The sequence below is a fragment of the Aestuariibaculum scopimerae genome (genome assembly GCF_059428085.1).
The window spans coordinates 588,432-611,326 of record NZ_CM182089.1 but is presented as its reverse complement, the minus strand read 5'-3'; the positions used below and the strand labels follow the sequence as shown (position 1 = coordinate 611,326).

General features: G+C 36.8%; 18 protein-coding genes. 12 read left to right on the top strand and 6 right to left on the bottom strand.

Features of this window, described 5'->3' with window-relative positions; translation table 11 throughout:
• Positions 1 to 386: 386 nt before the first annotated feature.
• Positions 387 to 668 carry a hypothetical protein gene (locus AC5SR4_RS02880; protein WP_495358031.1) on the bottom strand — a complete coding sequence of 94 codons (282 nt, stop codon included), beginning with the start codon at positions 666 to 668 and terminating at the stop codon, positions 387 to 389.
• Positions 669 to 772: 104 nt separating this feature from the next.
• Between AC5SR4_RS02880 and AC5SR4_RS02875 the strand changes: the two genes are divergently transcribed.
• Positions 773 to 1,093 (top strand): helix-turn-helix domain-containing protein, encoded by a 321-nt coding sequence (locus tag AC5SR4_RS02875; protein ID WP_495358030.1) that lies wholly within the window; start codon positions 773 to 775, stop codon positions 1,091 to 1,093.
• Between the two features lie 11 nt (positions 1,094 to 1,104).
• On the opposite strand, the gene AC5SR4_RS02870 is transcribed toward AC5SR4_RS02875, so the two are convergent.
• Both AC5SR4_RS02870 and gldJ read right to left on the bottom strand, forming a co-directional pair.
• Positions 1,105 to 2,382 (bottom strand): UDP-N-acetylmuramoyl-tripeptide--D-alanyl-D-alanine ligase, encoded by a 1,278-nt coding sequence (locus AC5SR4_RS02870; RefSeq protein WP_495358029.1) that lies wholly within the window; start codon positions 2,380 to 2,382, stop codon positions 1,105 to 1,107.
• 91 nt (positions 2,383 to 2,473) lie between these two features.
• A complete protein-coding gene (gene gldJ, locus AC5SR4_RS02865; protein WP_495358028.1) occupies positions 2,474 to 4,168 on the bottom strand; it encodes a gliding motility lipoprotein GldJ in 1,695 nt (564 codons plus the stop codon).
• A gap of 275 nt (positions 4,169 to 4,443) precedes the next feature.
• On the opposite strand from gldJ, the gene porU reads away from it, so the two are divergent.
• From porU to AC5SR4_RS02840, 5 genes are all read left to right on the top strand, one after another.
• On the top strand, positions 4,444 to 8,331 hold the full coding sequence (gene porU, locus AC5SR4_RS02860; RefSeq protein ID WP_495358027.1) for a type IX secretion system sortase PorU: 3,888 nt from the start codon (positions 4,444 to 4,446) through the stop codon (positions 8,329 to 8,331).
• A 34-nt stretch (positions 8,332 to 8,365) separates the two neighbouring features.
• Positions 8,366 to 9,568 (top strand): type IX secretion system outer membrane channel protein PorV, encoded by a 1,203-nt coding sequence (porV, locus tag AC5SR4_RS02855; RefSeq protein WP_495358026.1) that lies wholly within the window; start codon positions 8,366 to 8,368, stop codon positions 9,566 to 9,568.
• Positions 9,569 to 9,787: 219 nt separating this feature from the next.
• Positions 9,788 to 10,270 (top strand): cytidine deaminase, encoded by a 483-nt coding sequence (cdd, locus tag AC5SR4_RS02850; RefSeq protein ID WP_495358025.1) that lies wholly within the window; start codon positions 9,788 to 9,790, stop codon positions 10,268 to 10,270.
• A gap of 199 nt (positions 10,271 to 10,469) precedes the next feature.
• On the top strand, positions 10,470 to 11,468 hold the full coding sequence (pdhA, locus tag AC5SR4_RS02845) for a pyruvate dehydrogenase (acetyl-transferring) E1 component subunit alpha (RefSeq protein ID WP_495358024.1): 999 nt from the start codon (positions 10,470 to 10,472) through the stop codon (positions 11,466 to 11,468).
• Positions 11,469 to 11,471: 3 nt separating this feature from the next.
• Complete coding sequence (locus AC5SR4_RS02840; RefSeq protein ID WP_495358023.1) at positions 11,472 to 13,139, top strand: pyruvate dehydrogenase complex dihydrolipoamide acetyltransferase; 1,668 nt, start codon at positions 11,472 to 11,474, stop codon at positions 13,137 to 13,139.
• Positions 13,140 to 13,229: 90 nt separating this feature from the next.
• On the opposite strand, the gene AC5SR4_RS02835 is transcribed toward AC5SR4_RS02840, so the two are convergent.
• On the bottom strand, positions 13,230 to 13,502 hold the full coding sequence (locus AC5SR4_RS02835; protein ID WP_495358022.1) for a DUF4242 domain-containing protein: 273 nt from the start codon (positions 13,500 to 13,502) through the stop codon (positions 13,230 to 13,232).
• 297 nt (positions 13,503 to 13,799) lie between these two features.
• Here AC5SR4_RS02835 and AC5SR4_RS02830 point away from each other — a divergent pair, with 297 nt between their 5' ends.
• The 5 genes from AC5SR4_RS02830 to AC5SR4_RS02810 all read left to right on the top strand — a co-directional run bounded on the left by AC5SR4_RS02830 (position 13,800) and on the right by AC5SR4_RS02810 (position 19,425).
• The gene (locus tag AC5SR4_RS02830; RefSeq protein WP_495358021.1) at positions 13,800 to 14,768 is read left to right on the top strand and encodes a M28 family metallopeptidase; all 969 of its coding nucleotides are present in this window, start codon (positions 13,800 to 13,802) and stop codon (positions 14,766 to 14,768) included.
• Complete coding sequence (locus tag AC5SR4_RS02825) at positions 14,765 to 15,448, top strand: SDR family NAD(P)-dependent oxidoreductase (RefSeq protein ID WP_495358020.1); 684 nt, start codon at positions 14,765 to 14,767, stop codon at positions 15,446 to 15,448. Before AC5SR4_RS02830 ends, AC5SR4_RS02825 begins: the two co-directional genes overlap by 4 nt.
• Before the next feature lie 178 nt (positions 15,449 to 15,626).
• Positions 15,627 to 16,253, top strand: coding sequence for a SprT-like domain-containing protein (locus AC5SR4_RS02820; RefSeq protein ID WP_495358019.1), 627 nt, complete (start codon positions 15,627 to 15,629; stop codon positions 16,251 to 16,253).
• Between the two features lie 100 nt (positions 16,254 to 16,353).
• Complete coding sequence (locus tag AC5SR4_RS02815) at positions 16,354 to 17,472, top strand: mannose-1-phosphate guanylyltransferase (RefSeq protein ID WP_495358018.1); 1,119 nt, start codon at positions 16,354 to 16,356, stop codon at positions 17,470 to 17,472.
• Between the two features lie 471 nt (positions 17,473 to 17,943).
• A complete protein-coding gene (locus AC5SR4_RS02810) occupies positions 17,944 to 19,425 on the top strand; it encodes a DUF389 domain-containing protein (RefSeq protein ID WP_495358017.1) in 1,482 nt (493 codons plus the stop codon).
• 156 nt (positions 19,426 to 19,581) lie between these two features.
• Here the strand turns inward: AC5SR4_RS02810 and AC5SR4_RS02805 are convergent, their stop codons facing one another.
• Together AC5SR4_RS02805 and AC5SR4_RS02800 are read right to left on the bottom strand one after the other, a co-directional pair.
• A complete protein-coding gene (locus AC5SR4_RS02805; RefSeq protein WP_495358016.1) occupies positions 19,582 to 20,349 on the bottom strand; it encodes an ABC transporter ATP-binding protein in 768 nt (255 codons plus the stop codon).
• Positions 20,349 to 21,086: an MlaE family ABC transporter permease gene (locus tag AC5SR4_RS02800; protein ID WP_495359151.1), complete on the bottom strand. Its 738-nt coding sequence runs from the start codon at positions 21,084 to 21,086 to the stop codon at positions 20,349 to 20,351. Before AC5SR4_RS02800 ends, AC5SR4_RS02805 begins: the two co-directional genes overlap by 1 nt.
• A gap of 126 nt (positions 21,087 to 21,212) precedes the next feature.
• Between AC5SR4_RS02800 and pafA the strand changes: the two genes are divergently transcribed.
• Positions 21,213 to 22,892, top strand: coding sequence for an alkaline phosphatase PafA (pafA, locus tag AC5SR4_RS02795; RefSeq protein WP_495358015.1), 1,680 nt, complete (start codon positions 21,213 to 21,215; stop codon positions 22,890 to 22,892).
• Positions 22,893 to 22,895 lie beyond the last annotated feature (3 nt).

Genomic DNA, 22,895 nt, shown 5'->3' with positions numbered 1-22,895 from the left:
GTATTTTCCAAAAAATAGTTTTCAATAGATAAACAAGCTGTTTGTAATAGATAAACAAGTTGTTTATAGTCGATGAACAAGTTCTTTATAATAGATAAATAAGTTGCTTATAGTAGATAACCAAGTTATTTATAATAGACAATCACTTTGCTTATAATAGATAACCAAATTGTTTTGTGAAGAAATATGTTTAGAAAGCATAAGTGTGTAATTATATTTTATACTAATAAAACTAGCACCTTAAATAGAAGAGTAATATAGTGCCGCACCTGAACTTGAGAGAGGTAGTTCAGGATTGGCACTATCAACACTGGGCGCACATAATAGCATAAGCACCCCAATTAACTAGCATAAATAGAGTGACTAACTCATGCTGATAACATATTTTAAAGTTGTTTTTGTAAATTACTTTTCAAGCGGTCGGTAGCTTCTTTATAGTCTTTGGCTATCTCTATAATAGCATTTAGCACCATTATATTTTTACTTATACCGCTTTTTGTATTTCTTACAGTTTGTGAATCGACTATGATGTTCTCTTTAGCTAATTTTTTAATAACCTTAGCTGTGTATTCTTTAGGCAGGTGGTTAATAAGTAAATCTTTTAATACTTCTTGTTCTTTCTGTGTATCTATATTATAATATGTGTATAATTTGTTTAAATTTGTCATAACTTAATATTATATTGCGTGAAATTACACACGAATATATACAAATAATTAAATAATAAATGTTAAAATTTAATTATTTATATAATTTTTAACAATTCCAAATAATGAAGTTTGAAGATAAGCTCCGTCAGTTGATTAAGTCTAAATACAACAGAATTAGTGATTTAGCTGAGAAGTTTGACATGAATTATTCGCAATTATCGCAGTATTTGAATGGCAAAAAAATATCTATAGAATTTTTGACTAAGATTATTGAAGAGTTTCCCGAAACGGATCTTAATTGGCTTTTAAGAGACGACTATTTAAACCAAGATCGTGTAAATGAAGAAGGTGAAGTTTATAGAGCACCTTTAAATAACGAGCAAATTATTGCCAAGATGGAAATATTATTGAGCGATTTAAAAAGCCAGATTAACAAGGAGTGAAATCTTCTTTTTTACATTAGTTTTAATACGCGTTCCAAAGCCATTCCTCGAGACCCTTTTATTAAGCATGTTGCGTTATTAATAGAATCTGGATTAAAATCACTTTCAAAATCTGCAAAGGATTTATATTTTTTAGCTTTATTAGAATTTATTTTAGTGCTAAAAAAGTTCTCACCAATAAAGGTTATGTGGTCTAGGCTCAGTGTATTAGCTAAGTCAACAATGCTTTGGTGTTCTTGCTCAGCGTCATTTCCCAATTCAAACATATCACCTATAATGGCTCTTTTATGGCCAGGTTGTTTTTCCAAATTCAATAAAGCTAAACGCATACTGGTAGGGTTGGCATTATAGGCATCTAGAATAATTTTATTGGTATCTTTTTTTATGATTTGTGAACGATTATTGGCGGGTACATAGTTTTCAATAGCTTGTTTTATGGCAGCATCATCAACTTTAAAGTAGTTGCCCATCATAATGGCCGCGGCTATATTGTTAAAGTTGTAGTCGCCTATAAGTTGGCTTTCTATGATCAGTTTTTTGTAACGGCATTTTACAAAAGGCAAAGCTTCTAAAAAATGGATGCTAATGCTATTTTCAAGGCCCTCGCCAAAAGAAAACGTATTGGCATTCTTGGTTTTTTCAATCTGTATGGGGTCTTTGGCGTTTACAAAGATGGTTTTATGGTTTTGTATAAGAAACTCGTATAGCTCGCTTTTGCCTTTAATAACACCTTCAATGCTTCCAAAGCCTTCTAAATGTGCTTTTCCAAAATTAGTGATATAGCCATAATCAGGTTTGGCAATGTTGCATAAAAGGGCGATTTCCTTTAAGTGGTTGGCACCCATTTCTACAATACCTATCTCTGTTGTCTGGGTCATGGATAAGAGCGTTAAGGGTACCCCAATATGATTGTTTAAATTTCCAACAGTAGCTTTTGTTTTGTATTTTTTGATTAGTACGGCATTAATGAGTTCTTTAGTGGTTGTTTTTCCATTGCTGCCTGTAAGGGCTATTATAGGGATATTTAAATACGTTCTGTGGTAGGAAGCTAGTTCCTGTAGGGTTTCCAGAACATCATCTACTAAAATAGTTTTGGGGGAGTTGTTGTATGTTTCATCATCTATAACGCAATATTTGGCACCATTTTTTATAGCTTGGTCAGTATAGGTATTGCCATTAAAGTTGTCGCCCTTAAGGGCAAAAAACATATCATTTTTATTAATTTTACGTGTATCTGTAGATACGGTATGGCACGTTAAAAAAAGTGCATGTAATTGTTCTATTTCCAAAAGATAACCCTTAGTTTTTATTAGAAATAAAAGTAATAAAAAAGTCCTAACCAAAAGGCTAGGACTTTTTTTATTTTGAAATTTCTAATTCTTAATTTTTGGTTTTGTGTTTTGCTTTGGTCTTAGAGCCTACACGCGACATTGCACATCTAAATCCAATATAGTCTGTAGCCATATCTTGTGGAAAATAACGTCTTTGAGCAGGGTCTAACCAATACTCTCTATCTTTCCAAGAACCACCTTTATAAACTCTAACTTCATCATTAATTAAAGATGTTCTGTTATTAGATTTATCATACTGTCTTACAAGGTTGCCCAAAGAATCTCTGGTTACAATATTTTTAGGAGAGTTGTACATTTTTCTTGTTTGCTGTCCTTCTCCAATATTAGCGTCTTCTTCCTCATTGAAATTTTCAAAATAACGAGAAGAACGTCTATCACCATCTCTAAAGTTTATTTCGTTACTCTTATCAAAGTTAGTACGTAAATAAGTTTCATTTTCATCCACAGGAACCTGTAGTATTTCACCAGGTAAATTTCTGGCAACTATTTTACCGTTCGATAAGGTATCATAAACAATATCATCAGTAGTTACTATTTTCACAGAGCCATCTTCATCGATAGCATTTTTTGTATAAACGTTTCCACGGTAGTAGTTAAAGTCGTTAAACTCATCATCTATAATAGGCCTATAAACATCGGCTACCCATTCGGCAACATTACCGGCCATATCGTATAGACCATAATCATTGGGCTCGTATGATTTTACGGCATTTGTAATATCGGCACCGTCATCAGACCATCCGGCAATCCCGCCATAATCACCTTTTCCTTGCTTAAAGTTAGCTAATTGGTCACCACGGTATTTACGTTTTCCATTACGGGTATATTGACCGTCCCATGGGTATTTTTTACGACCACGGTATAGGTTGTAACTTCTTATTTCACTTAAGCCTAAAGCAGCATACTCCCATTCTGTTTCAGTTGGTAGTCTGTATTTTGGTGTAATAAGACCAGTTTCTCTGGTAGCATATATGTTAGTCTCATTACCATCGGCATCAGTTCTAGCAAATCGTTTATTGCCTCGTTCTGGGTTTATAATTTCTTCATTACCACCATAAGTTAATGTAGGCGCATTAATATAGGTGTCTGTATTAAAAGTAGCATCGGCACTTACATCAGTTATTTTGGCGTCAGGCTTTAAATAGCCTTCTTTTTCTAAATTGTATTCATTAACACGGTCGGTTCTCCAGTTAGCGAATTCCACAGCTTGAATCCAGCTTACACCCACAACAGGGTATTCTCCATAACCTGGGTGGCGTAAATAGTTTTCAGTCATGACTTCATTGTAGCCCAATCGGTTTCTCCAAACTAAGGTGTCTGGAAGTGCACCTTGGTAAATAGCTCTAAAGTTTTCATCAGATGGTGGATAAACACGTTTTATCCAATCTAAATATTCCAAGTACATCGCATTGGTAACTTCCGTTTCGTCCATGTAAAAAGATTGAACGTGCTGTTGGTTAGGAGTGTTATTCCAATCGTGCATGACATCATCTTGAACACGACCTTTAGTAAAGGTGCCGCCTTCAACAAATACTAACCCAGGAGAAGTCTCTTGTTCTTTAAAGTCTGTATTATATTGAAAGCCTCCTTCTCTGGAGTTAATTTGCCATCCAGTAGCTCGAGAACTGTTTTTTGAACTCGAAGATTTTTTACAACTAGTGGTAGCCACGGTTAAGGCTAAAACTAATAAAACCTTGAATGTTAATACGTTTTTCATATCCATACGTTTAAGTAAGCTAATAATATTTTGGTGCTGCAATATAAGAATTAAACCCAACACCGCAAGTTATTTTTCGTGTTTTTATCAAAAAAAAGTGTATTTCACCCTATTTTTTGGTCATTACGTCGATGTTTTTGACGTTTTTGGCCTCTGTTTTGTGTTGTATTAACGTATGATTTACTAATTTATTATTGTATTTTTGGTGCAGTTAATAAATTTATTGTTTTTTTACTAAAAAGTTCAATAATATCAACGTGTTATTAACGTTTATCTTAGCAATGAAAGAAAAATTAGCATTTATATTGGTGTTTAGCTGTGCTTTTTTATATGCACAACAAAAAAGCTTCGAGATACATTGGGAGCCTTCACAAAAAATGACTGCTGATTCCTATACTATAGAAATTCCTGTGTTCGATAAAGCGCACTTTAGTTACGATTTTGATTCAGGTTTGCAATTTGTTGAGCAATGGAATATTTCCAATTTAGTAGATGAAACATCAATAACCCTAAGCAATGTAGTATATGCAACCATTTTAAAGAAAGATTTAAAGGATTTAAATGTAAATACCATTCCTAATCAATTAAAGTTTAGTCTAAAAAATACCATAGCAAGAAATAAGCGGTACGCACTGTTTCAATTATCACCAATTATAAAGGACAATAATGGAGCCTTTAAAAAGGTAGTTTCGTTTACTATAAATTATACTTCAGGTAATACATTTAATAAAGCGATTGCCCCTAATAAAAGTGCAGGTACAAATGCTGTAACAAATTCGGTGCTAAGCACAGGAACATGGTATCGGTTTTATGTAGATACTACAGGTGTTTTTAAATTGTCCAAAAATTTCCTAGAGCGTTTAGGGGTTAATGTTAATACCGTAGACCCTAGAACCATTAAGTTATACGGAAATGGAGGTCGTATGATTCCATATTCAAATTCCGAACCTTATCCTATAGACATAGAAGAGAATGCCATTAAATTTATTGGAGAGGCCGATGGTACTTTTGATAATGATGATTATATCCTATTCTATGCCCAAGGACCCAATGGCTATAACCAAGAAAGTAATACCAATATAAATTGTTATACCGATAAAACATACTATTATATTCAAGTTGGTTCTGGACTGGGTAAGCGCATTCAGCCATTAAACCAGCCAAGTGGGGCTGCAAATATGCAAATTAATACGTTTGAAGATTATAAGTACCATGAAATAGACCGTTACAATATTGCATTGATGGGAAGGCGTTGGTTTGGCGATCGTTTTGATATTGATAATAATAAAACCTTTGAATTTAATTTTCCAGATATTGATGCTTCAACACCAGTAAAACTTAAAGTGTATGTAGCAGCTGCAGGATCTACAACGCAAACTTCCATGCAAGTAATGGTTAATGGCTCTAGCATTTCTAATTTATCAATGGCTGGAGTATCGGCACAAAATTTAGCTAATGGAAGTTCGTTTACTGGCGATGTTACTGTAAATACACCCACCATATCAGTAAATTTAAACTTTGATAACCAAGGGAATCCCAGTGCGGTAGGCTATCTAGATTATATATCGATAGAAGCCGTAAGGGCTTTGATGTTTTACGACAAGCAGTTTCAGTTTAAAAACAGTGCTGTGGCATCGGTGTCGGGAGTAGGACAATATAATATTGGCAATGCCTCACAAGTTTCAGAGGTTTGGGATGTGTCAGACATATATAATGTTACCAGTTTTGAAAATACCGAAGGCGCATCAAATTTAAGTTTTAAAGTGGCTATGGGAGTTTTAAAAACTTATGTAGCAGTAACGCCCCTAGATTATTTTGAGCCCGAATTCGATGCCAATACAACAGTAGCTAATCAAAATATAAAAGGTACGGTATTTATTAATAACCAAGGAACATTTCAAGATGTAGATTATATTATTGTAGCTCCAGATAATATGTTGGTACAGGCAAACCGTTTGGCACAAATTAATAGAGACCAGTACAATTTAAATGTAAAAGTTTATGGACTTAATGAGATTTATAACGAGTTTAGTACCGGAAATCAAGATATAGGAGCCATTAGAAATCTGGTAAAATATGTTTACAATAATGCAAGTGCACCAGATAAGAGAATAAAATATTTATGTCTGTTTGGTGATGGATCTTTTGATTACAAAGATAGAATACCCAACAATACCAACATAGTGCCCTCATGGCATTCCTATAACAGTTTTAACTTAACCAGTTCTTATATATCCGATGATTTTTATGGTATGATGGACCCCACCGAAGGCACTATGACTACCAGCGATAAGTTAGATATTGCAGTAGGCAGAATACTGGCCGATACGCCACAACGTGCCAAAGAACTGGTAGATAAAATAGATTCCTATTACAGTAAAGAAGCTTTGGGTAGCTGGCGTAATGACGTAGTGGTTGTTTCAGATGATGTTGATCAAGATTGGGAAGGTATTTTACAAGAAACCACCGACAACGTGGGCAATTTAGTTACCCAAAACAAACCATTTATAAATGTTGTAAAAATACATTCCGATGCCTTTAAGCAAGAAGCCTCGGCAGGAGGGGACAGTTACCCCCAGGTAAATACAGAGTTTGTAAATGCTATAGATAATGGGGCTTTGGTGGTAAATTATTTTGGCCATGGTGGTGAAGATGGCCTAGCTGGAGAACGCATTCTATTAAAACCAGACATAGAAGGCTTTCGAAACTATTATAAGCTTAACTGTTTTGTAACAGTTACCTGCGAATTTACCAAGTTTGATAACCCATATAGGCAAACAGCGGGCGAATTCACCTATTGGAATAAACAAGCAGGTGCCATTGGGTTAATTACCACAACCCGCCAAATATTTGTAAGCTTTGCTATTTCACTTAATAATTTACTGGGACAGTATTTGTTTTCGTATAGTGATGATGATAATTATAGTGATTACGAATACCCAACCATAGCAGAAGCATTAAGGCTAACAAAAAACAATGCCAATATTGCTGGGCAGCCCCAAAGACGATTGGTGTTTTTTATTGGAGATCCTGCTATGAAACTTGCCTTTCCCAAACCCAATATTCGATTAACAACTATTAATGATGTACCTATTGGCCAAGCAACCGACACCCTAAAAGCCTTAAGCTACGTAAAGTTAGCAGGCGAGGTTACCGATCTTTCAGGTAATTTGTTGAGCAATTATAACGGTACACTTTCAACCACTATTTACGATAAAGATATTGAAAGGCAAACATTGGCAAATGATGGTACCAGGTATAACGGAGAAGTAGTTAAGTTAGATTTTAAAACGCTTGGAGAAACTATTTTTAGGGGGCAGGCATCTGTAACCAATGGTACATTTGAATTTGATTTTATTGTCCCTAAAGATATTGGTATTCCTGTAGGATATGGAAAAGTGAGCTTTTATTCGAAGAAAGAAAACTTACTGGAAGATCAGGCAGGAGCCAGTGTTAACACTGTTTTGGTAGGAGGGTTAAACGAAAATGCCGAAGAAGATAATATAGGCCCCGTAATAACGCTGTATATGAACGATGAAAATTTTGTTTCAGGAGGCATTACCAACGAATCGCCCACCTTGTTGGCAAAACTCGAAGATGCCAACGGTATCAATACAGCAAGTGGTGTTGGGCACGATATAGTTGCTATTATAGATGGCGACGAAACCAATCCATATATATTAAATGACTATTACCAAACCGAAGTAGACAATTACCAAAAAGGGGTGCTAAGCTTTCCGTTTAGGGATTTAGAGCCAGGGCTGCATACATTAACCCTAAAAGCCTGGGATGTATATAACAATTCCTCTATAGCCGAAATACAATTTGTCGTTTACGATCAAGATCAGGAATTGGTTATAAATAATGTGCTCAATTACCCAAACCCCTTTGTAAACTATACAGAATTTTGGTTTAATCACAATAGTTCACAACCTTTAAACGTTTCAATACAGATATTCACGGTCTCAGGAAAATTAGTTAGGACCTTAAACGGACAGACCTCTGGAGGCGGAATAGTAACAAGTTCACTATCAAGGGATATTGTATGGGATGGTAGAGATGATTTTGGTGATAAGATAGGAAAAGGCGTGTATATTTATAAACTCACCGTACAATCTGAACTTCTCAACAAAAAAGTTGAAAAAATAGAGAAACTTGTTATACTTTAATAAAAAATTATATTTGTTAAATAAAAGATACTAAATGAAAAACCAATTAATACTATTATTAGCATGTATTTTCGTGCTAAAACTAAATGCACAAGAAACCATTGTTTTCCCCAATCAAGAAAGGAGAGTCATCACCACAGGTGTACCATTTGTATTAATAGCCCCCGATGCCCGAGCAGCTTCTATGGGCGACATGGGGGTAGCAACATCTGTTGATGCGTTTTCACAACAATGGAACTCGTCAAAATATGTATTTTCAGAAGCCAAATCAGGGATAGCAGTAAGTTATACACCTTATTTAAGTAAATTGGTAAACGATATTTTTTTAGGGAATGTTACCTACTTTAATCGTATAGATGAGCGTAGTGCCTTTGCGGCTAGCTTTAAATACTTTTCATTGGGAGATATCGAGTTTGTAACCGATGAGTTCTCAGAAGCACTAATTCAAAGGCCCAATGAATTGACCATAGATGCCTCCTATGCTTTGCGTTTAACCGATCAATTTGCCATGTCTGTGGCCATGCGTTATCTAAGATCCGATTTACGATTAGATGGTGTGGATGGCGATGCTACACCAGCCAGTACATTTGGAGTAGATATTTCAGGGTATTATCAAAGTGAAATAGAAGCGTATTCCGATTTTGATGGTAGATGGCGTATGGGCTTTGCTCTTCAAAATATTGGTCCCAAGTTCAAGTACGACCAAGGGGGCGAAGAAAACTTTCAGCCAACCAATTTACGCTTAGGAGCAGGGTTCGATTTTATTTTCGATGATTACAATAAAATAGCAGTAACAGCAGAGGTTACTAAACTGTTAGTGCCTACACCACCAGTTTATGGCTATGTAGATACCGATGGCGACGAAACCCAAGATGGTGATGAGCCAACCATTATAGTAGAAGGAAAAGACCCAGATGTAAACTTTTTATCTGGTATGTTTCAATCCTTTGGCGATGCTCCCGACGGATTTAGCGAAGAGTTAAAGGAATTCACTTGGGCCCTAGGGGCAGAATATGTTTATCAAGATTCCTTTGCCTTTAGAATGGGATATTTTAACGAAAGCGAAGACAAAGGTGCCCGTAAGTTTCTAGCATTAGGTGCTGGCTTTAAGGCTAATGTAGTTAATATAGACCTGTCTTATCTCTTTTCTGCATCCAAAGTGCAAAGTCCGCTAGAAAATACATTACGTTTTTCATTAACCTTTAATATAGGCACAGGAGAATATTTAGAATACTAGAAGCCAATCTGCAAGGTCTACAAGGTCTTGTTCCTTGTTGGGTTAGAAAATAAAAGCTATTGCACCCAGCATAGTTTTTTTGTTTAAAATACTTTCTTAACTTTATAAAACATCCGTGTTAATTAAATTAGCACTTACAAAAATAAAGGCATTAAATATTGTAACTTATAAGCTAAGTTGCTTAAATACATTTTAGGCATTATATAAAAACAACCAAATATGAAGGAAGTAAAAATAGAAACCACATTACAGGTCTATGAATCCTTAAAAGAACTTCCTGAAGATCTTATACAATTAATGCAAAAAGCATTTCAGGCGCGTGATAAGGCCTACGCGCCCTATTCCCAATTTCAGGTAGGAGTAGCCATCCTTTTAAGCAATGGTGAAATCATAACAGGAAGCAATCAAGAAAATGCATCCTATCCATCAGGGTTGTGTGCCGAGCGAACAGCCATTTACTATGCAGGAGCAAAATATCCAGAAGCCAAGGTTTTAAGAATGGCCATATCGGCTGCATCCAAAAAACAAGAAACAGTACATCCCATACCTCCCTGTGGGGCATGTAGGCAAGCTATTGCAGAATATGAAATAAAGCAAAGTACCCCCATAGAAATATATTTTATGGGCGAAAGAGGAAAAGTAGCCAAATCAAGTTCATTAGCTAATTTATTGCCTTTAATGTTTGATAAATCAATGCTGTAAACATGATGTAAACATTATAAAAGTGCTCTAAAATTTGCAATAAAATAGTATTCGTTATAAAAAATTATTAAATATACAAAGGAGTGTATAAAGCGCTTTTTTTTTGATATTTTTTTTACTTTAATTAACTTACACTTTCACTATCACGTTACAATGTGTTATTTTTGTACTTCGCATAAGTAAAACCTAATAACAGTCAATGCAAAAAATCACAAAAGAGGTTTACCTCAAATGGTATGAAGATATGTTGTTTTGGAGAAAGTTTGAAGACAAACTAGCTGCCGTATACATACAACAAAAAGTAAGAGGATTTCTTCACTTATACAATGGTCAAGAAGCAGTGCTAGCAGGCGCATTACATGCAATGGATTTGACTAAAGATAAAATGATTACCGCATATAGAAACCATGTACAGCCAATAGGTATGGGTGTAGATCCAAAACGTGTTATGGCAGAATTGTATGGTAAGGTCACAGGAACCTCACAAGGTTTGGGTGGTTCCATGCATATCTTTTCCAAAGAGTACCGTTTTTATGGTGGTCATGGTATTGTGGGAGGGCAAATACCTCTAGGAGCGGGAATAGCATTTGGCGATAAATATCATGGCAGTGATGCCGTAACCCTGTGTTGTTTTGGTGATGGTGCAGCACGCCAAGGATCCTTGCACGAGACCTTTAACTTGGCTATGCTTTGGAACCTGCCCGTAGTATTTGTTTGTGAAAATAACGGATACGCTATGGGAACCTCTGTAGAGCGTACCGCCAATCATACAGAAATCTGGAAACTAGGGTTAGGTTACAACATGCCTTGTGGTCCCGTAGATGGTATGAACCCTATAAAAGTAGCAGAAGCCTTCGACGAAGCCATCCAACGTGCGCGTCGTGGAGAAGGGCCAACCTTTTTAGAGCTTAAAACATACCGTTATAGAGGTCACTCTATGAGTGATGCACAACACTACAGAACCAAAGAGGAAGTAGAAGAATACAAGAAAATAGACCCCATTACACAAGTAAAAGATGTAATTTTAGAGAAAAAGTACGCCACAGAAGAAGATATTAAAGCAATAGATAAACGTGTAAAAGCACGTGTGTCAGAATGTGAAAAATTTGCAGAAGAATCACCATTCCCAGAGAAAAACGTGATGTACGATGTGGTTTACGAACAAGAAGATTATCCATTTATACAACATAAATTATAAGATATGGCAATAGTAGTAAATATGCCGCGTTTAAGCGATACCATGGAAGAAGGAACTGTTGCAACTTGGTTAAAAAAAGTTGGAGACAAAGTAGAAGAAGGTGATATTTTAGCCGAAATAGAAACCGATAAAGCCACCATGGAGTTTGAGTCTTTTAACGAAGGAACCTTACTGCATATTGGTGTACAAGAAGGCGAGACTACCAAAGTAGACGAGCTTTTAGCCATTATTGGAGAAGAAGGGGAAGATATATCAGATTTGTTGAATGGCGGTGGAGCAAAAGAAAGTAAAGAAGAAACAAAAGATGATACTGTCACTTCGAGCGCTCCCGACAGCAATCGGGACGAGAAGTCTGAAGAAGAAGCATCACAAGAAGCCGAAGCACCTTCACAAGAATTACCAGATGGCGTTATAGTAGTTACTATGCCCCGTTTAAGTGATACCATGGAAGAAGGTACCGTAGCAACGTGGCTTAAAAAAGTAGGAGATGAGGTTTCTGAAGGAGACATCCTAGCCGAAATAGAAACCGATAAAGCTACCATGGAATTTGAATCCTTTCAATCAGGAACACTATTATATGTTGGGTTAGAAGAAGGCGAATCGGCAAAAGTAGATGCTCTGTTAGCCATAATAGGTCCAGCAGGCACCGATGTTTCAGGCGTAGCAAAAAACTTTAAAAATTCGGCACCCGCTGCCAAAAAAGATGATACCGTCGCTCCAAAAGCAGACACTGCCACTTCGAGCGCAGTCGAGAAGCCTAAAACAACCACTACTAGCGCAGCAGAGAAGCCTAAAAAAGCAAAACCAAGTACCAGTGCCAATGGCAGACTCTTTGCATCGCCATTAGCAAAAAAAATAGCAGAAGAAAAAGGTATTAATCTGTCACAAGTACAAGGATCAGGTGAAAATGGACGTATCGTAAAATACGACGTAGAAAACTTTGTGCCAGTAGGGGGTGCATCCGTTGGTAAATTTGTACCAGCAGGTCAAGAAGATTTTGAAGACGTTACCAATTCGCAAATGCGTAAAGCCATAGCTAAGGCCCTAACCAATTCTAAGTTCACAGCGCCACATTATTATTTAAATGTAGAGTTTGATATGGATAATGCCATAGCATTCCGTGCACAGTTTAACTCGATTCCAGACACAAAAATATCCTATAACGATATGGTAGTAAAAGCTTGTGCTCTAGCTTTAAAACAGCATCCACAAGTAAACTCGCAGTGGTTTCCTGATAAAATGCGCTTAAACAACCATGTACATATTGGGGTAGCTGTGGCCGTACCAGATGGATTGGTAGTGCCAGTAGTAAAGTTTGCCAACGAGCAAACCTTACCACAAATAGGAGCAGCCGTTAAAGATCTAGCCGGAAAGGCCAGAAACAAAAAACTAACGCCGCAAGATATGGAAGGTAGTACCTTTACCGTATCTAATTTAGGTATGTTTGGTATCGATACATTCACATCCATTATTAACCAACCCAATTCAGCCATACTTTCAGTAGGTAATATTGTAGAAAAGCCTGTAGTTAAGAATGGTCAAATAGTCGTTGGAAATACCATGAAATTATCATTGGCATGCGACCACAGAACCATAGATGGAGCTACTGGAGCCCAATTCCTTCAAACGTTAAAAGGATATATAGAGAATCCAGTAACCATGTTAGTATAATAAAAAGGGTGTCTTAGATAAAAGTAACTCTGTCAAGTTGAATTTATTTCAGCTTCTCTAAAAAATGAGAACTTCTAAGACACCCTTTCTTTACTCCGAAGTAACAGGGTCGATAATAGCAGATACTTTGCTAATAGCATTAGCAGGAAATCCGCCCCGTTCAGCATGTTCTTTTACCATGGCTTCGTTAGGTGCTATATAAACACAATAAATTTTATTATCGGTTACATAGCTGTGTACCCAGTTAATTTCTGGACCCATCTTTTCAAGCACCCCACAAGACGTTTGCGAGATGGCTTTTAATTGCTCGGGGGTTAGTTGTCCAGCCCCAGGAATTTCTCTTTCAATGACATACTTTGGCATAATATAAAAGTTTGATTGTTTGGTCTTATTAACTTGTTGGAAATGCTATTAAATACCTTATAGCATTAAGTACATAACGATCAAAAGAATAGGAGCGCCTTAAAACCAAGATAGGCCTAAAATAAATTAGAAATAGATAGGGGATAAGTAATACAAGGTAACCAATATTAGTATATAATCAAAAAATAATATTCCGAACCTTTATTTTAAATATCCCTAAAAGGGGTTAGTTGCCATATTGGTTTTTTTTTATCTTTAGCCCTTAATGATCATAACCATCATTAATAGCCAAAAACAATGAAGCAAAAACAACGTACTGCAATCAGCATAAGCATTATAGCATTATGCCTTTTAATAGCTTGCAAAACAGCCATAACACACCATCAAGGTACACAAAACCCCACAACAGAAGCACAAGTAAGATCACATTTAGAATACTTGGCATCCGATGCTTTACAAGGTCGTAAAACAGGTACGCCAGGTATAGAGAAGGCCGCTGTGTATATAGAGGATTTTTTTAAAAAGCATCACCTTAAACCTTATTTTAAAAGTTATAGAGACACTTTTTATGTAAAAGATGTAGTAGGTTATAACGTAGTGGGGTATTTAGAGGGCACCGACCCAAAGCTAAAAAATGAGTATGTTATTCTGGGCGCACACTACGATCATATAGGCATCATAAAACCTGTTGATGGTGATAGTATAGCCAATGGTGCTAACGACGATGCTTCAGGTACGGTAGCCGTTTTAGAATGGGCCAAACATTTTGCTCAAACAAAAAGCAATAAAAGAAGCATACTGTTTACATTATATGCCGCCGAGGAAATGGGACTAAAAGGTTCTGAACACTTGGCCAAACGCTTAAAAGAAACCAACCTTAACCTGTACACCATGATCAATTTTGAAATGATAGGTACCCCCAGAGCAGTAGGTGAACCCATAACATACATAACAGGTTATAATAAAACTAATATGGCAGCAAAACTTAACACCTATGCAGGCGAAGAATTAGTTGGTTTTTTAGAACAGGCCAGTGCTTATAAATTATTTCAGCGTTCCGATAATTACCCGTTCTACAATGCTTTTAACATACCGGCACAGGCCATAGCCACGTTCGATTTTACAAACTTCGATTACTACCACCATGTAGATGACGAAGCCGAAAAAATGGATTTTCCACACATGGCAAACCTTATCAATAAACTAGCACCAGCCCTAAAAGGCATGATCAATGCACCCACAAAAGAAATACGTATCAATCCATGAGCAAAAATATTATCATAACAGGTACCAGTAGAGGTATAGGTTTAGAACTAGTAAAACTATTTGCCCAAGCAGGACACCAAGTGTTGGCACTATCTCGAAACGAGAAACCCGTACAAGATTTACAGTTAAAGACCGTTACCGCGCTATCCTTCGATTTAGAAGATCCCGAAGCCTATGACCAAGTAGCCAATTACATAAAAGGCCATTGGCAGCATGTAGATGTATTGATTAATAATGCAGGTTTGCTAATAAACAAACCCTTTTCAGAACTCAGTATGGACGATTTCGATGCCGTTTACCAAACCAATGTGTTTGGGGTGGCCCACCTTATCAGTACCGTATTGCCCTATATGGCATCACCGGGGCATGTAGTAAATATAAGTTCCATGGGGGGCGTTCAAGGTAGTATAAAATTTCCAGGTTTAGCAGCCTATAGTTCTAGTAAAGCAGCCGTAATTAACCTAACCGAAATGTTGGCCGAAGAATACAAGCATACAAAAACCTCATTCAATGTCCTGGCCTTAGGAGCCGTACAAACCGAAATGCTAGAAGAAGCCTTCCCAGGCTATCAAGCGCCAACCACAGCAAAAGAAATGGCACAATACATCTATCAATTTGCACTCTCTGGGCATAAATATTATAACGGAAAGCTGTTGCAGGTATCAAACTCAACACCATAATAGTAGAGAACATATTTAAATAGAGAACACTATAAATAACAAAATTAATTGAAGTTGAATTGAAGATAAGCTCGTTACATGCCTATAACCTTGTTTAAGACTAATTTGTCTTAAACATTCAATTTTAGTCCCATACATTTAATTTTTAACCTTTAACTTTGTATTTTTAACCTATAAAATGCAAACCACCCTCAAAAACAACATACCGCCAAATGCCATGCCACAAGTATTAAAGCTACTAGAGCATGAACATTTAGAAGTAAAAATAAAGAGCGAGCGTAAAACAAGGCATGGCGACTACAGGCGCTTACCTAATAACAAGCATCAAATAACCGTAAATGCCAACCTAAACCAATACCGGTTTTTAATAACCCTAATACATGAAATAGCACACTTTGAAGCCTACCAAACCTACGGGAAATTTATAAAACCACATGGCATAGAGTGGAAGCGTACCTTTCAGCATTTAATGTTGCCATTTTTAAACCCGGGCATTTTCCCAAATGAATTACTGGCGCTATTAGCAAAACACTTTAAAAACCCCAAGGCAACCAGCGATAGTGATGCACCATTGGCCCTGGCCCTAAAGCAATATGACGAACCCAACAATAAAACCTATATGTTTGAAGTACCCTTAGGAGAAGCCTTCAAGCTATACAACGGCAGAATATTTAAAAGAGGACAAAAACGTACCAAACGCTATGAATGTGTAGAAATAAAAACAGGACGTGTATATTTATTTAACCCAAATGCAGAAGTAGAGTTAATAAACCAAAGTCACCTCGAGCACACTAGAGAGGCTTAACTATAAATGTACCCAACGGCCCAAGTACACCTCGAGCGCTCCCGAAAGCTGTCGAGACGAGAAGCACAAAAATACATAACCTACAAAAATTAAAACAGCCATGAGTAAACAACCAGCAACCAGCAACCAGCAACCAACAACCAATAAAAACTATTACGCCATATTAATGGCCGGAGGCGTAGGCTCAAGATTTTGGCCCGTAAGCACACAAGATTTTCCAAAACAATTTCACGATATGCTGGGTACAGGAGATACACTAATCCAGAAAACCTTTCAACGATTAGCACACCTCATACCCAAAGAAAACATCTTCATACTAACCAATGAGCGTTACAACGATTTGGTATTTCAACAGTTGCCAGAAGTAACAGAACGCCAGGTAGTATTAGAGCCCGCCATGCGCAATACAGCACCCTGTATACTATATGCATCATTAAAAATACAAAAAGAAAACCCCAATGCAGTTATGATAGTAGCGCCAAGTGACCATTGGATAGAAGACGAAGCCACATTTTCCAAAAACGTAAAAACCGCATTTCAATACTGTGCAGAAAACAACGCCCTAATGACACTGGGTATACAACCCACCTTTCCAAATACAGGATATGGGTATATAGAATTTGACAAAGATTCCACAGAAACCATAAAATCTGTAAACCAATTTAGGGAAAAGCCCGATTATGATACCGCAAAATCCTTTATAGACCAAGGTAACTTTTTATGGAATGCTGGTATTTTTATGTGGAGTGTAACCACCGTAATAGAAGCCTTTAAAAACAACCAACCCAATTTATATGCCTTGTTTCAGTCAGGAATAAGCACCTACAACACAAGCGAAGAAGCCGCCTTTATAGCAGAAAACTATCCAAAAGCAGAAAACGTATCTGTAGATTATGCCATTATGGAAACCTCCAAAAACGTACACGTAATAGCAGCAGAATTCGATTGGAATGATTTAGGTACCTGGGGCAGCCTGTATGATAAACTAAAAAAAGATAGCAATGGCAATGCCGTAGTAAATGCCCAAACACTTACCGAAGACGCATCAGGTAACATGATACGTACCAAAAACAAAAAAATAGTTGTAGTAGATGGTATAAACGACTATATAATAGTAGACAAAGAAGACGTATTGCTCATCTACCCAAAAACCAAAGAACAAGACATAAAAAAAGTACTCAAAAACGTAAAAGATGCTTTTGGCGAGCAATACGGGTAGTAAAATGTAATAACCTGCATCGGTAGTTAAGAACCATCAGGCAGGTAGGTGGCCTATCGAGGATATTGCTAGAAAATCAAGGAGGTAGCTCAAAGGCTTAGAGATAAAAAGCTGTTTGAGCGAGCTATAAGATTATTGGCAGATAGATTACTTGGGCAAGTCTAAGAAATAGTTAATAAAAAAAGAACCACTAGTGCGAGTTCTTTTTATCTGTGGCTGGTGGCTCCGTAGTATTTTCAGCAATGTGCTCGTAAGCCTAGACTTTTTTGTTACTTTTTTGCGGCAATGGCAAAAGTAAGTGAATAAAATTAATTTATAAGTTTTTTGAAATGAATATGTTAAAAGCACGTTGTTGGTATAGCCAACGAGAGCAGTAGCCTTCACCACAAAAAGACATCTTTTAAAACTGCGCCAGAACTTACATTTAGATTTATTTCCTATATTCGTATTCAGAGTTCAATAACATCATAAATGGAAGAAAACAAATTCAATTTTTCAGAGCCGGAGGACGAGAAAAAAAAAGATAAAGCGGTAGAAGAAAGTAAAGAAGCCATAAAAAAAGATGCCCAGGGCCTACTGCTTAGCATGAAACGTTTTTTTGATGAGCTATTGGATTTTAGGGACGATACCGATCGTGATGCCACCATACAAGCCATAAAGAATGATATTCCCTTTAAAGGCGCCACCGCGTGGATTTTAATATTTGCCATTTTTGTAGCATCCATAGGACTTAACGTTAGTTCTACGGCAGTTGTTATCGGTGCCATGTTAATATCACCACTTATGGGGCCCATTTTAGGGGTAGGCATGTCCTTAGCTATAAACGATATAGATACCTTAAAGCGGTCTTTAATCAACCTATTGGTTATGGTGTCCTTAAGTATCTTTACCGCATTCCTATACTTTAAACTATCTCCATTAACAGAGTTAACCCCAGAGTTAGAAGCCAGGACTCAACCCAATATATTAGATGTGTTCGTTGCCATTTTTGGTGGTTTGGCATTAATAGTGGCCAAAACAAAACGGGGTACCATAGCATCCGTAATTTTTGGTGTAGCCATAGCTACGGCTTTAATGCCGCCACTGTGTACCGCAGGTTACGGACTGGCCGTTGGAAGCGGTAAATTCTTTTTTGGAGCCACCTATTTATTTACCATCAACACCATCTTTATTGCACTATCAACCTTTGTAGTGCTTAAGGTGTTGCAGTTTCCTATGATTAAATACGCCAACTCGAAGCGCCGCCGTTTAATATCACGATTTGCCACCCTAACCGCCATAGTAGTAATGATACCGGCCAGTTTTACATTCTGGAAAGTATACAACGAAACCAAATTTAATGTAGAGTTCAAAAAATTTTTAGAAGTAGAAGTACGATCTAACGATGCACTACAATTAATGAATTTTGATAGTGATTACCAAGGAAAGGCCATAGAACTTAACTTCTTTAACGAGGTTTCTGATGCCACAAAGCAAGATTTGTTGAACGAGCTAAAAAACAACCCCGAATACATCAATCTAAAAGACGCAACGCTTAAAATAAAGGGTAGCGATACCAAAAGTTATGAGCTTATATCCAGCGCTTACCAAGATGCCAGGGACGAGCTTAAGAATAGCAGAAATATTATTTCGGGGCTACATAAAGAAATAGAAGACCTAAAAAGTGAAATAGTAACCCTAAATCAGCAAATAGAGCAAAGTACAGCAGAAAAGAACGGCATAGCGTTCTCAACTCTATCCAGAGACGCCAAAGCTAAATTTGAGGAGTTGGAATATTTTAGTTATGCCAATATACTAGAATCCAAAGATTTCGTAAAAGTAGATACCCTACATGTAGCTACCGTTAAATGGCCATCCACATTGAAGGATAGCGTGTTGATTAATAAAGAAAAAGCCTTAAGTGATTGGTTGAAAAACGAACTTAAAATTAAAACGTTAACAATTAAACATTAAATTGTTTATCCCCTACAGGGGAACCTGTATCTCGTCATTTATGTTTTTCTACAATACTATAACAGCTACGCTGTAGTTTAGCATGCCGTAAAATTGTCCGTAGGACTTGCGTGCTGTCATTCAGAACGGAGCATAGCGAAGTGAAGAATCTTTTAGTTAACTATTTTCTTCCAAATACATCCGGCGTACCTTCTTAAACAAATTGGAAGAATACACAAAATCCGTTACCGATGCGTTATCCGTTTTAAAGATTGTTTCCTTAGAGCCTTCCCAAGCCTTAACACCATCCTTTAAAAACACAATCTTCTCGCCAATTTCCATAACCGAATTCATATCGTGGGAATTAATAACAGTAATAATTTGGTACTCATCCGTAATCTCCTGAATTAAGTTATCAATAACAATAGCCGTTTTAGGGTCTAATCCAGAATTAGGCTCATCACAAAACAAGTATTTTGGATTGTTTACAATAGCCCTTGCAATGGCTACCCTTTTTTGCATCCCCCCAGAAGCTTCACTGGGCATTTTTTTATGGGCATCAGACAGGTTAACACGCTTCAAAACAAAATCTACGCGATCCTCCATTTCACTTCGGCTTTGTTTAGTAAACATACGTAGTGGAAACATAACATTCTCAGCAATCGTCATAGAATCAAACAAAGCACTGCCCTGAAACACCATGCCAATCTCGGCACGTAAATTACGTTTTTCGTCTTCAGAAAGTTCAGAAAACACCTTGCCATCATAAGCAATACAGCCTTCCTCATAAGTAAAAAGGCCTAATAAACATTTTAAAAATACCGTTTTACCAGAACCACTTTGTCCAATAATAAGGTTGGTTTTACCTTTTTCAAACGTGGTACTAATACCTTTTAAAATCTCTACACCATTAAAGGATTTATGTAAATCTTTAACTTCAATCATTAGCTTAATAGCATTTGGGTTAAAAAATAGTTTAAAAGGATAATAACCACACTGGTCCAAACAAAGGATGTTGTACTGGCCTTACCAACCTCTAGTGCACCACCTTTCATATAATAACCATGGAACGACGGAATGGTGGCCAACGCAAAAGCAAACACAAACGTTTTTATAAACGAATAAGTAATATGAAACGGGATAAAGTCTGTTTGAATGCCAATAATATAATCTTCAAACGAACTAAAACCACCAAACACACAAGCAGCCATGCCACCCAAAATACCTAAAAACATACCAACGGCAATAGCAAAAGGATAAAGCATTAAAGCAATGGTTTTAGGAAATACCAAATAGTTTAAGGAATTAATGCCCATAACCTCCAGGGCATCTATTTGTTCAGTAACCCGCATAGTGCCAATACTAGATGTAATAAAGGAGCCCACTTTTCCCGCCATAATAATAGAAGTAAAAGTAGGTGCAAACTCTAAAACAACCGATTGCCGTGTAGCAAAGCCCACAAGGTATTTTGGAATAAGGGGATTACTAATGTTCAAGGCCGTTTGTATAGTAATAACACCACCTACAAAAAAGGATATAAAAGCTATAATACCCAGCGAACCGATAATAAGATCATCGATGTCTTTAAGGATTAATGTTTTCATTACCGACCATTTGGTAGGTTTGCGAAACATTTCAACAATCATTAAAAAATAGGCGCCTATATTATGTAAATAGTTTATTATAAGTTTCAATAGCTACAAATAAATGTTCATAGCGCTAAAGTAAAAAAAAGTTACAGGTATTTAACTTTAAATTTAAATTATGATGTTTTAAAATCTGTATTTTTGAGTCAAAATTATAGAAGTATGCTAAAAAATGTTATTTGTGTGCTTATCGCAGGGGTGTTGTTTACATCCTGCAAAGCCCAAAGCGCGCCAGTTTTAAACAATAATAAAGTAGAAGCCCATACCAATCCAAAATTGGTTGTAGGTATTGTAGTAGATCAAATGCGTTACGATTATCTAACCCGTTTTTACAACAAATATGGCGAAGGGGGGTTTAAAAGGCTGTTAAAGGAAGGTTTTAATTGCAAGAATCATCACTTTAATTATATACCCACCAAAACAGGACCCGGACATGCTTCGGTTTTTACAGGAACCACTCCTAAATACCATGGTATTATAGCCAATGATTGGTTTGATAAAACCACTGGAAAAGATGTAAACTGTGTGCAAGACGATTCAGTAATGCCCATAGGAACAACCAGTAAGGATGGGAAAAAGTCCCCCAAAAGAATGCTAACAACCACTTTTGCAGACGAGAATCGACTCTTCACGCAAATGCGAGGAAAAACCATAGGCATTTCACTTAAACACCGAGGCGCCATCTTACCAGCAGGCCATACAGCTAATGCCGCATATTGGTTAGATTATGAGCATGATGGGGGCGGACACTGGATTACCAGCTCATTTTATATGGAAGCCCTACCAAAATGGGTAGAGGATTTTAACCTTTCAGGAGTAGCTGAATCCTATTTTAAAGTATGGAATACTTTATATGATATTGAAACCTATACCGAAAGTGGTAGCGATTTAAATACCTATGAGCGTATTTTTAAAGGGAAGGAAACACCAACCTTTCCTTACGACCTAAAAGCATTAAGAGCCGATAATGGTAATTTTGATGCCATAGCCAATTCTCCCTTTGGAAATAGTTTAATCACCGATTTTACTATAAAAGCCATAGATGCAGAAGCTTTGGGGCAAGATAATTTTACCGATATACTAACAGTTAGTTTTTCAAGCACCGATAAAGTGGGACATGATTTTGGAGTAAACTCTAAAGAAATACAAGACACTTACTTACGATTGGATAAAGATTTAGAACGCTTATTTCAAGCTTTGGAGAGCAAGGTTGGAAGCGGAAACTACACGGTGTTTTTAACCGCAGATCATGCAGCTCCCAACGTGCCATCCTATTTAAAGGCAAGCCGCATTCCTGCAGGACTTTTTGATGAAAGTGCTATGCACAAGGCCATGAATAGTTTTTTAGAAGCTATATATCAAGTTCCAAATTTAATTTTAAGCCGTTCCAATAACCAATTGTTTTTAGACCATAAAAAAATAGCAGCGCATAACTTAGATTTACAAACAGTAAAAGATGTATTGGCCAGTGAATTATTAAAACTAGATTTAATAGACAAGGTTTATGTAACCTCAGCCACCAATCAGTTCGAAGGTCCAGATGGTTATCTAGAAACCTTATTACGCAATGGGCACAACCAAAAACGCTCAGGAGATATTTTATTCACCTATAACCCGGCCGTATTTAAAGATACCTCTTGGAATAGAACAGGAACCGACCATGGTTCGGGTTATAATTATGATACCCATGTACCCTTGTTGTTTTTTGGAAAAGGTATTAAGCATGGTGAAACCCTAAAGCGTACACAGGTAACCGATATAGCGCCAACCATTTCAGCTATGCTGGGAATTAGTTTCCCTAATGGAGCCATTGGAAAACCTTTAGAATTTGTTTTAGAATAATCT